We start from the raw sequence: 12,017 nt of genomic DNA on the forward strand, positions 1-12,017 counted from the left end.
TGATGTACTGGCGCTGTTTTGTAGGTGTATTAAATCGTGAAATGCTGAAATTTTGGCAACAACGTTCGCGGCTATTAAGTGCATTGGTTCGCCCGCTGTTGTGGCTGTTTGTTTTCGCTGCGGGGTTTCGATCTGCGCTAGGGCTTTCTATGATCCCTCCCTACGATACTTACATTTTGTATGAAGAATATATTGTGCCCGGTTTAGCCGCCATGATTGTGCTGTTTAACAGTATGCAAAGTTCATTATCCATGGTTTACGACCGAGAAATGGGCAGTATGAAAGTACTGCTAATGAGTCCTGTTCCCCGCGCTTTTTTATTGTGTAGTAAATTGGTGGCCAACATGTTGGTTTCAGCAGTGCAGGTTTATTTGTTCTTTTGCTTTACCTTGCTCGTTGATGTGCAATTACCCCTTCTAGGTTACCTTTATGCTTTGCCTATTATTGCATTGTTATCAATTTTTCTTGGCGCATTAGGTTTATTACTCGCTAACTCCATTAAACAATTGGAAAACTTTGCTGGGATTATGAACTTCATTATTTTCCCTATGTTTTTCCTTTCAAGCGCGCTCTATCCCCTATGGAAAATGCGAGAAGCGAGTGAATGGCTGTATCAGATTTGTGCATTCAACCCCTTTACTAGTGGTGTAGAGCTGTTGCGATTTGGGTTGTATGAAAAGCTCGCTTTGAAAGAACTTATTATTGTTGCCCTGCTTTCCCTTGGAACCTTTACCTTGGCAGCAAGAAGCTTTAGGCCAACGCTCACAAAGAAAAACTCGTAAACAAAAGCGCGTTATTAATAACCCAAAAACCAAGGCGGCTCATGAATAGCGTAACATTGGCACTTCCAAGCGAATTACATGAAATAGATTCAGAATGCGTGCTGTGGCTTTGCGCACCAGCAGATATAAACGCCGCTATTAGTACGTTACCTGTTAGTTCTCAGGTATTTGTTAAGCAGGTATTAGATGATGAAGCGTTCACAGGCGCTGAAGGTCAATCTGTTCTACTCCATCGACCTGTGGGCTTGGCGGCCAAAAGATGGCTTATTTTTGGTGTAGGCGATTTAAAACATGATATCGCCCTTAGTTTTGATCATCATTCGGCAAACCATGGCACTCGTCAGCTGTTTGTTGAAGCGTTTAAACGAGCCCTTTCATCCCACTCATCAACTATCACTTTAGTGTTGCCATACCACTTCAGCCAACCGAGCGTTAATTCTGAACAAGTATTCGCTGGTAAAAACAAAAAGAAAACTACCGAAGAAATGCTAATCAGCCAATTATTGCGCGCTTTTTATTTTGGCTGTTACCAATTTAAAGGCTATAAATCTTCGCCCCACCTTTCATCAAAAGAAGAACCAGCATTAACCATATCTGCCCCACCAACCCAGCCTCTTCTCACTTGCCTAAAGTATGAAAATTCACTGGCCAATGGCATGCAACTCGCACGGGATTTATCCCATATGCCCGCTAATATTTGCACGCCAATGTACTTGGCAGAGCAAGCGACAAGACTGGCCAGTAATTTCTCTGCAATTACCTCCGAGATTATCAATCAGAGCGCGCTAGAAGCGCTTAGTATGAATGCTTATTTAGCGGTTAATCGCGCATCGGCGTTTCCTGCCTCCATGCCGGTAATTCATTACTCAGGCAGACGTGATGGAAATAACGAAGATGATAAAAATGCTCATCCCGTCGTGCTAATAGGCAAAGGCGTTACCTTTGATTCCGGTGGCGTCTCCCTGAAACGCGGCAGTGATATGCACCACATGATATACGACATGGCTGGGGCAGCTTGCGTACTAGGTGTAATTTCAGCGGCTGCCGAACTAGGCTTAAATATCAACATTATTGGCATTTTGGCCACCGCTGAAAACAGCATCGGCGGCAACGCATATCGGCCGGGCGATATCATTACGACCCACTCCAAACAAACGGTAGAGATAATAAGCACCGACGCCGAGGGGCGAATGCTAATATGTGATGCGTTGAGTTACAGCGAACAATTTTCACCCCAATCGATCATAGACATCGCCACACTAACCGGCGCTGCTATTACTGCGTTAGGGCATAAGTGCAGTAGTGTAATGAGTAATTCACGTCCCCTTGAACAGGCGCTGATTAAGGCTGGTGAAGAAAGTCAGGATCCAGTATGGCCATTTCCAATATGGCCTGAATACCAAGAAGCGATAGCCTCTTCTCATGCTGATATGGCCAATGCAGGAAAAAACTCCCCGGGCATGATTACTGCCGGCTGCTTTTTGTCTCGATTTTCACAAGGTTTTCCTTGGGCGCATCTAGATGTCGCTGGCACCGCGTTTAAGCACGGCACTGCTAATTCGGCAACCGGCCGTCCCATCCCTTTACTGTTAACCTACTTACAACACCTAGCGAGTTCCCGAAAATCATCATGATTCATGGTAATTCTCCTCCTTTAGAAGGATATCTGTTAACAGATAATCAACATATACTCATGTTGAACTCATCCAAAAGACAGAGGAAATGACGATGTGGACTAAACCTCAATACACTGAAATGCGCCTAGGTTTTGAAGTAACGCTATATATCAGCAACCGCTAAGCCAAAGCCTATTGTGATAAGTAATCAAAAGGCTGCATTTGCAGCCTTTTTAAATACCCAAGGAGTTGTTATGCAGGTATTGATTCTTGGCGCAGGCGCAGGTGGCGGATTTCCCCAGTGGAATTGCCATTGTGAAAATTGCAAAGGTGCGCGACTACACACAATCACCACAACCCCTCGAACGCAATCAAGCATTGCCGTTAGTGTAGATGGGAGTAAATGGGTATTAATTAATGCCTCTCCAGATTTACGAGAACAAATTAATAATCACCCACAGCTTTGGCCTGATGAGCATATTGCCCGAGGCACACGTATAGCCTCAATTGTGCTCACCGACAGTCAAATAGACCATACCACGGGCTTGCTTACCCTAAGAGAAGGGTTACCACTTCCTGTGTACTGTACCGATGTGGTGAAAGAAGATTTAACCACCACATTTCCTTTATTGACCGTGCTAAAGCACTGGCACGGCGGCCTTCAACAGCGCACCATTAGCACTAATTTTACCGATACCTTTGTGCCTGAGGGTGCAGATGAGCTAATTTTCCAGTCTGTGGTGCTAGAGTCAAACGCGCCCCCCTATTCAACGTATCGCGATAACATTGTGCCGGGTAACAATATCGGCCTTAAAATTACCGATACCCAGTCAGGACATATTCTTTTTTACGCGCCTGGGTGCATGCAAGCCAACGATACCGTGAAACAAGTCATGGCCGAAGCCGATTGTGTGCTTTTCGATGGCACCTTGTGGGTAAACGAAGAAATGATTGATCATGGCTTTAGCAAAAAGTTAGGCACTCAAATGGGCCATATGCCAGTGAACGGCGAAAATGGTGCCATTGCGTTACTCAACCGCTTTAAGGTTAAGCGTAAGGTACTGATACATATAAATAACACCAACCCAGTACTGAATGAAGACTCATCAGCCTTTCATGCTTTGCAAGAACAGAACATTGAGTTGGCTTACGATGGGATGCAAATAGAGGTGTAATATGACGGAATCTGCATGGACAAAAGTAGAATTTGAACAGCAATTGCGTGCCAAAGGCGCTTATTATCATATTCATCACCCTTTTCATAAACGTATGAACGCCGGACATTGTAGCAAAGAAGAAATACAAGGCTGGGTGGCAAACCGGCTTTATTATCAAATGGCTATTCCCGTTAAAGACGCCTCCATTTTAGCTAACTGTGAAGATCAAAAAGTAAGACGCACGTGGATTCAACGGCTTATCGACCATGATGGGCGTGAGGGAGATTCAACCCTTGGTGGCATAGAAGCATGGCTTCGATTAGGCGAAGCGGTTGGGCTTAATCGCCATGAACTGCTAGACGAATCTCATTTACTCCCAGGTGTTAAGTTTGCCGTAAATGCCTATGTGAATTTTGCGCGTCGCGCATCGTGGGAAGAAGCTGCCTGTTCATCACTGACCGAAATGTTCGCGCCAGAAATTCACCAGAGTCGTCTTGATACTTGGCCCACTCATTACACGTGGATAAACCAAGAAGGGTTTACCTATTTCCAAATGCGATTGGGACAGGCTCGCCGCGATGTAGAACACGGCCTTCAAATCACCCTCGACAACTTTGTCACCCGCGAACAGCAGGACCGTGCTTTGAATATTCTTCAGTTTAAGATTGATATCCTATGGAGTATTGCCGATGCCATTTGTTTCGCCTACGAATATGACAGAAAACCTTTTGATGGTATCGCCGACCAACGCATTTGCCATACAGGGAGATTCTAATGACAAGCACCACTAGCACTCTTTCAATGAACCCTTTATTTCGGCTTCAGTACGAAAAAGTACAAGATGGCTACGTACTGCTATTCCCCGAAGGAATGATTAAATTAAACCCGTCGGCATCAGAGATACTAAAACTTGTTGATGGCGGGCGAACTATTGATGAGATTACCAGTACACTTAAAGCAGCATTTCCCGATGCCCCAGCAGACTTAGACGATGATGTTCGCACCTTTCTACAGCATGCAGAAGATAAAAAATGGGTGATTTATGACTAGTCACTCATCACTAGATACAAAGGCAACGACACCACCTTTATGGTTACTTGCCGAGTTAACTTATCAGTGCCCACTGCATTGCCCCTATTGCTCCAACCCTGTCAATATGGAAGAAACCTTTAACGAACTCACAACCTCTCAATGGAAAAAGGTGTTTAAACAAGCCAGAGAAATGGGTGCTGTTCAGCTTGGATTTTCTGGCGGCGAACCCTTGTTACGAAAAGATCTGGAAGCGTTAGTGGCGTATGCCCGCGAGCTTGGGTTTTATACCAATCTGATCACCTCTGGCATTGGCATGACAGAAAAACGTATTGCCACATTAAAAGACGCTGGACTTGATCATATTCAACTTAGCTTTCAATCAGCGAATGCAGAAATTAACGACCTGATTGGCAATAAGCGTCACTCTTTTAAGCACAAGCTCAACATTGCTAAGTTAGTTAAAGCCTACGACTACCCCATGGTATTGAACTTCTGCATTACGGCGCAAAACATTCATGAAATTGAAGACGTGATGGCGCTAAGTACTGAACTTGATGCCGACTTTGTCGAGCTAGCCACCGTGCAATATTACGGTTGGGCGTATGAAAACCGAGAGCACTTACTACCCACACAAAACCAGCTAGAGGAAGCTGAACAAGCCATTAATCGTTATAGAGACCAGCAAGATGGAATAGGCCCAAAGTTCATGTTTGTCACTCCCGACTATTATGAAAGCCGCCCAAAAGCCTGTATGAATGGGTGGGGCACAACCTTTCTAACGATAACCCCAGATGGTAGCGCTCTTCCTTGTCACAGCGCTAAAATTCTTCCTCTAACCTTTCCCAATGTGAAAGACCATTCGATACAGCATATCTGGGAGCAGGATTTTAGTTTCAATCACTTTAGAGGCGATAATTGGATGCCCTCACCCTGTAAAACCTGTGACGAAAAAGACAAAGATTTTGGCGGATGTCGATGCCAAGCTTTTTTACTTACTGGCGATATGCATAAAACCGATCCCGTTTGCGATAAGTCACCCGACCATCACCTGATGAAAACCATAACCGATAAAGCAGGGCAACAGGCAAGCTCCACACTGAAATTTCGTACGGTGAAAAATGCTATTCCTGTAAAGATGATACAAGACGCCAGCGCGTAAATGTTCCGTGATGATTAGCATTCGGTATGTACCGTCGATCCCCCCCCCTGATATCAATGCAGGCAATGCAGAATCGCCATTAACTGGGGTATTCGCTGTTAATACCCCAGCACATGATCACTCTGGTGTATCTCATCTTGCTGAGCACATGTGTTTCCGTGGGTCAGCGCACTTCCCTGCCGATCACGAGCTATTCGTAGCGAATGCGTTGCTTCCATTATCCATTAACGCCAGTACTCATGCGGGTTATACATACTTTTATGTGCAATGCACAAATAAGGCGCTTTTCATCAGTGCTATCCAATTTATTTATAGCGGCATGGTGAATACCCATTACTCAAACGGTCAGTTTGAGGCAGAGCGAAGCGGCGTACTCGTAAGCGAACTCTCTCTACTGGAAAGCAATACTGACTATGCCAACAACATAGCAATACGTCGAAATGATACCAGCCCCATGGCCTATAAACATGCGGGAGGGTTTTCTGATTTAATGCAAAATATCGAATTTAACGACGTTATTGATTATAAAAGAAAGTGGTATAAAACTAACAACATTACCCTCTTAGTGAGTGGAAAAGACTGTGGGCTCGCTAACGTATGCAGACAGGCAATAGCTGAGGTCACTGATAGGCCTTGTGGTAATAGTCCGCAGGCTAAGACGGCAAGTACTAACGCGACGCTGACTGAAGTGCAAAGTAGCAACCTTAATACAAATACCATTATCAACCCAAGCGCATTTAGTGCTCATAATGAAACGTCAGAACGCTATGTATCGACATGGTGGGTACCTGAACATTTCACCAATGACTTGCTTACTTTTGAGCCTCAGATTCACACCAATTTTAACCAATTAGGCCGTTTTTATATTGACTGTGAGGTCAATCACAAAGGCATGATAGCCATTCGGTTTGTGCATAACGCAAACGCCAATCACCAGATGCAAGTGCACACAAATGAAAACCTGCAGTCTGTGTTAACAAGGCTAACGATAAAACCCAAACCTAGCTTGTTTAAAGACAGTAAACTGCCGGGAGGAGTACAAACACTGGTTATGTATTATCTACAAAATAATGCTCCTCACCATTCACGTTACCCTGCAAGCGCCTCAGCGGTAGGCGCCCGCTCATTGGCGTATTACCTTGCTAGCCCCCAAAAAAGCAGCACCATTTTTCATTTAAACAAGGAAACAAACATTTCCCCTAATACTTCAAGCACCCCTGATGTAAATGAACGTACTAGCGCGACACTTGCTTCCAATTTTTCCTCACTCACATCATTGGATAACTTACCCCCACTGCCTAGGTTGCTGCATAAGCTTGCCGCATTGGCACTGCAAGATCTCGAACAAAAATTTAAGCATGCTGACAAGCACTGGGTATATTACGTCGATAAGCCATTTCATTGTCATTTAAAGACTATGATAACAGAGGCTTCGTTTTGGCGCCCCCGAACAAATGGTGACTGCTATGCATTAGGCGTAGCGCGATTTAATGAGCATGTTTTTATTTACGCCGCGCAGGATAGCCAATTATCAACCCGCGCATGCTGGTGTAAATCAACGCTAACAAGTCACACGTAACTATCAATCTTACTTAATAAATTTAGGTGAAACGGGATTTTTATATACTACCAATTTACGACCTACCCCCCCTCTTTAGGAGGATATTTTTCGGGACATAGCTACACGATACTGATTGCATACTCGTTCATTGAAGAATCGGAATCATGATAGTAAAAAATACAACGCCTTTATCATATGCACTCATCGCTTCAAGCGTGTCTTTAGCGCTTTGCAATCATGCCTATGCCAATACTAAAACAGACAGTGGCCTAACCAATAATGATGTTGAAGTGATAGAGGTTCACGGCGCCACGTCACTGCAAACAGGCAGTGATGCGGCGCCAATTTTCGGCAGTGTTCAATCATTGTCTCAAAAGCAAATAGAAGAGAGTGTGAGTCGCTCGCTGCCAGAGCTCTTAAAAACTCAGTTTGCCAGCGTTAACCTAAATGATGCGCAAAACAACCCGTTTCAACCTGACTTGCAATACCGAGGCTTTACCGCATCTCCCTTGTTGGGGCTACCGCAGGGCATTTCGGTTTACCTTAATGGAGGAAGAATTAATGAGGCATTTGGCGATACAGTAAATTGGGATCTTATGCCACTTGATGCCATCGATACGGTTTCACTTTATTCAGGTTCCAATCCATTATTTGGGCAAAATACATTAGGGGGCGCACTGACGTTAAACACCAAAACAGGTTTCACCTTTGATGCCAATGAGATAGACGCCACGGTGGGACAATATGGCCAATCGGCAATCTCAATAGAAACTGGGGGCAATAATGGTAGTTGGGGTTACTACATTAATGCCAACCATTATGAAGAGGATGGATGGCGTGATTACTCACCATCAGAGGTGAATCAAGTATTTAGCTCGGTGTCGTATCAAGACAATAAGCGGCGAATAGATGTTAATTATTTATATGCCGATAGTGAGCTATTAGGGAATGGCGCTTCGCCAATTGAATTATTAGACATAGAAGGCCGTGAGGCTGTATATACCCACCCAGATCAAACCAACAATGAGCTACATCACTTCAGCGTTTCTGGCGATCTACAATTAAGCGATGCGCATCTAATCTCTTTCAATGCATTTTATCGCGACAATGAGACGACATCGATAAATGGCGATGACAGCGACTTTGGTGCCTGTCAGTTTAGCGATGGGCGCATTACCTTGTGTGAATTAGAAGATGATGATGATGATGACGAAAATGATAACGACGAGGATGAAGACGACGATGACGAGTTAGTCACCGTTGGAGACGACGCAGAAGCTGTTGCTTTCATCGGTTATGATGAGGATACGGCGTTGTCAGATATTTCGGAAGTCTCCCCCGAAGTGATTGACGGTACTTACAATACTGGAAAATCGGATACGCAAGCCTTTGGATTTTCGTCTCAACTTGCCAGTAACTATGAACTATTAGGTAAACCATCTGTGCTTGTTATTGGAGCAACATATAACAAGGGAGATATTAATTATGCCGCAGATACTACCTTTGGCATATTAGAGAATGAAACCGCAAATGACACCCGAACCGTCACTCCACTACAAGGCCTGCAATCGGCTGAAGATAGGGTTAGGCTCGATGTAGATACTACTGCGTGGTCATTACTCTTTGTAAATACCACCCATATTACTGATACGATTTCACTCAATATAGGCGGCCGTTTTAATCGCGATCATGTGCTTATGGAAGATTTGAGTGAAGACGGTGATGACTCACTTGATGGCAATCATAGGTTTACCCAATTTAATCCAGCAATAGGGCTAGACATCGCGCTCACCGAGCATTCGCTAATAAACCTTGCCTTTAGTCAATCGTCACGAACACCAAGCCCAGCAGAATTGAGTTGTGCAGACGAAGATGACCCTTGCCGCTTACCAAACGGATTTGTTGCCGATCCGCCCCTAGATCAGGTAGTCACACAAACCATCGAAGCAAATTATGCCGCAGCGTTTAACGATATAGAGCTGACGCTGAATATATATCGAAGCAAAAGCCAAGATGACATCATTTTTCAACAAGCAGGTTCGGTTGCCTCTAGAGGTTATTTTATTAATATTGACGCCACACGCAGACAAGGCATTGAATTCAGCATTAATTCGTTTTGGAAGCAGCTACACTACCGATTCAATTATAATTATCTCGACGCGACCTTTGAGTCTTCCTTTATCTCATTTAGCCCATTCAACCCGTTAGGTGCAAACCGGCAAGTAGAAGCGGGTGACACCATTCCTGGGCAGCCAAAGCATCATATCAAATTTTATCTCGACTACGCGCTTACTAACCAAGCCAGCTTGGGTGCAGAGATAATTTCAGCGTCTAGCCAATATTATCGTGGAGATGAAGCCAACGAAAATGACACCTTAGATAGCTATGTGGTGACCAATGTTTACGTAGATTACCAGTTTAACCACACTTTTAGTGCACAATTACGGATAAACAATTTGTTCGATACAGAATATGAAACCTTTGGCACGTACGGTGAAGCCGATGAAGTATTAGAAGATATTTATTCAGATGTTGAAAGTCCATTATTTGTCGGCCCTGCACAACCTCGTATGGTGAGTTTAAATGTGAAAGCGAAATTCTAATTAAAAAGAATTATAAATTAGGCGCTATGCGCCTAATTTTTCTTAGTCCTAAAGAAGGAGGTTAACAAGCCTTACGTCCAATGGTTCAAAAACCATATAAATCTATTATCAATTTTACTGAAACCCGAAAAATATTAGGGCACATGAGAAAATTAAAATTTTCTCATTATTAAAAAATAACCACTCACGCTGGGACAGTAAAATGAAAAATAAATCATTTGTTAAATCATATTTATCTATTGCCATTTTAAGCACGTTAAGTTTAAACAGTTATGCAGAAGAAGATCAATTTTCTTGGAATATTTCAGGTTGGATTAATGAAGGAATAACCTATTACGACGACGGTATAGGCAGCGATATAGCTCAGCTTTCAGATAATGGAACCACGCTTGGTAGTCGAATTACGCTCTCTGGTGATTACAACTTAGAAGAGCATGGTTTAAACGTAGGATTTGAAGTTATTATAGAGCCTCTTTCTGGTACACCAAACTATGGTGGAGGCGGTCACCAAACACCTCTTTTATTCGCAAACCAAGATAATTTAGACACCTTTAACGGTGGCGATATTGGTCTACTTGGTAGCAGCCTTCATATTGGTGGAGATTGGGGCAAAGTCACTATAGGACTGCAGAGTATGCCTACCGATAATATTGCTGTTCTAGCCGATCCATCAGGCACTATTTGGTCTGGTATTTCCCCATTATTTAGAGCCAATGGCTTCTTTATTCGTGGCATTGACGAAGGGTCTACAAACATCGCTTGGGGACAATTTTCCCAATGTTTAGCCACACCTGGACTCGGCATAGGCTTAGATTGTAATGGTATTTATCGAAACGGCGTGCGATATGACTTGCCTAAAATGGGCAATTTCAGTGTCGCCGTAGGTTACGCTAATGATGAAATTTACGATATCGCAGTTAAATACTCAGCAGAACATGCCGGATTAAAAACCAACTTACATGGCGGATATTCCGTTAATAAAGATGGTGGAACCAACGTAGGTGGAAACGGCTCTTCAACACTACAATTTCAAGCGGGTGTAATGCACCTTGAATCAGGCGTATTTGGTGTAGCCACGTACCAGATGGAAGAAACTGATGATGCTATTGTAGGTTCAGGCGACGACACTGATGCTTATTATTTTAAAGCGGGTATAAGAAAGCAGTACAACGCATTCGGTGACTCGGCGTTTTACGCAGAATACGCAAGCTACAATGACCAATATGGTATGGCTCACTTAGATGGCGTAGTAGGATCGGAACTTAACCAATGGGGTATAGCCGCAGAACAATACTTTGGCTCTCGCTTTTTAATCTATGCTAAATATGAAAATTTAAGCCTAAATGTAAGTGGTTCAGAAAGCGCAAGGTCAATATATAACAGCGCAGAAGATCTCACACTTATTCAGTTAGGCGGCACTATCTTCTTTTAAAGTGTAACCTAAAAAGGGAGCTTCGGTGCTCCCTGCACATACGATTTCTTTAGCTGCAAGCAGCTTTATAGGGTGAAAACCCATGATGAAAATCCTTGTAAAAATTCAAATATTCACTATTTTGCTTTTCTTCGTCACACCGTCATTTTCATCAAATACAATATTGTGGAGTGAGGATAAAAATACAATTATAAAAATAGTAGATATTAATTTAAAGGATAATAATAAAAATGCTCACCCTGCGATTGTAAAAGAACTGGATATATTACATTTTTATCCAGCATTAAGATAAGTTAAAGACAAGAAAAAACTGAGGATTTATTTACACAAAAACAGAAAAACAAACTCACCAAAAATATAAAGAAAGAAAAAATATACTTCGGTGGATTAAAAACGCAGACATACTTTATTGCTGATAGAGTGTTTTTTAAAAACGGATTGTTAAATCTCATTATCGTGAACATGATCGTTTAGCAAATAGCGCCTATGAGATGGCCTACGATCCCAGTAATCAAGGTCTTGTTGAATACGACTTTAACTAGGGTACTAGGCAAGTATCGAAATTCGTTTTTAATCAAAAGCTAAACTTCACCTTACCGAAGGTGACTATGGTGCCAAATAGAACTGATTGGGTAACCGCCAATCTAGACAATATACAGAAAGAAGAGCCCGTAT

The 12,017-nt window shown here is 43.0% G+C and carries 11 protein-coding genes; all 11 read left to right on the forward strand.

What is annotated here, in order from left to right; translation table 11 throughout:
- Nucleotides 1–2: 2 nt before the first annotated feature.
- A complete protein-coding gene (locus EP13_RS15075; RefSeq protein WP_044059049.1) occupies nucleotides 3–782 on the forward strand; it encodes an ABC transporter permease in 780 nt (259 codons plus the stop codon).
- Nucleotides 783–823: 41 nt separating this feature from the next.
- Entirely contained in the window at nucleotides 824–2,416 is a 1,593-nt protein-coding gene (locus EP13_RS15080) for a leucyl aminopeptidase (protein ID WP_052364442.1), read from the forward strand.
- 94 nt (nucleotides 2,417–2,510) lie between these two features.
- On the forward strand, nucleotides 2,511–2,582 hold the full coding sequence (pqqA, locus tag EP13_RS19140; RefSeq protein WP_073324441.1) for a pyrroloquinoline quinone precursor peptide PqqA: 72 nt from the start codon (nucleotides 2,511–2,513) through the stop codon (nucleotides 2,580–2,582).
- 70 nt (nucleotides 2,583–2,652) lie between these two features.
- Nucleotides 2,653–3,573, forward strand: coding sequence for a pyrroloquinoline quinone biosynthesis protein PqqB (gene pqqB / locus EP13_RS15085; RefSeq protein ID WP_044058002.1), 921 nt, complete (start codon nucleotides 2,653–2,655; stop codon nucleotides 3,571–3,573).
- Nucleotide 3,574: 1 nt separating this feature from the next.
- Nucleotides 3,575–4,330 carry a pyrroloquinoline-quinone synthase PqqC gene (gene pqqC, locus EP13_RS15090; RefSeq protein ID WP_044058003.1) on the forward strand — a complete coding sequence of 252 codons (756 nt, stop codon included), beginning with the start codon at nucleotides 3,575–3,577 and terminating at the stop codon, nucleotides 4,328–4,330.
- The gene (gene pqqD, locus EP13_RS15095; RefSeq protein ID WP_044058004.1) at nucleotides 4,330–4,605 is read left to right on the forward strand and encodes a pyrroloquinoline quinone biosynthesis peptide chaperone PqqD; all 276 of its coding nucleotides are present in this window, start codon (nucleotides 4,330–4,332) and stop codon (nucleotides 4,603–4,605) included. Before pqqC ends, pqqD begins: the two co-directional genes overlap by 1 nt.
- Nucleotides 4,598–5,746, forward strand: a complete 1,149-nt coding sequence (pqqE, locus tag EP13_RS15100) for a pyrroloquinoline quinone biosynthesis protein PqqE (RefSeq protein ID WP_044058005.1) — start codon at nucleotides 4,598–4,600, stop codon at nucleotides 5,744–5,746. Before pqqD ends, pqqE begins: the two co-directional genes overlap by 8 nt.
- Before the next feature lie 10 nt (nucleotides 5,747–5,756).
- Nucleotides 5,757–7,325 (forward strand): insulinase family protein, encoded by a 1,569-nt coding sequence (locus tag EP13_RS15105; protein WP_044058006.1) that lies wholly within the window; start codon nucleotides 5,757–5,759, stop codon nucleotides 7,323–7,325.
- 146 nt (nucleotides 7,326–7,471) lie between these two features.
- Nucleotides 7,472–9,910: a TonB-dependent receptor gene (locus tag EP13_RS15110; protein WP_081869517.1), complete on the forward strand. Its 2,439-nt coding sequence runs from the start codon at nucleotides 7,472–7,474 to the stop codon at nucleotides 9,908–9,910.
- 202 nt (nucleotides 9,911–10,112) lie between these two features.
- Nucleotides 10,113–11,342, forward strand: a complete 1,230-nt coding sequence (locus EP13_RS15115) for a porin (protein WP_044058007.1) — start codon at nucleotides 10,113–10,115, stop codon at nucleotides 11,340–11,342.
- A gap of 82 nt (nucleotides 11,343–11,424) precedes the next feature.
- On the forward strand, nucleotides 11,425–11,634 hold the full coding sequence (locus tag EP13_RS15120; protein ID WP_044058008.1) for a hypothetical protein: 210 nt from the start codon (nucleotides 11,425–11,427) through the stop codon (nucleotides 11,632–11,634).
- Nucleotides 11,635–12,017 lie beyond the last annotated feature (383 nt).

The organism is Alteromonas australica (assembly GCF_000730385.1).
Taxonomy (GTDB): domain Bacteria; phylum Pseudomonadota; class Gammaproteobacteria; order Enterobacterales; family Alteromonadaceae; genus Alteromonas; species Alteromonas australica.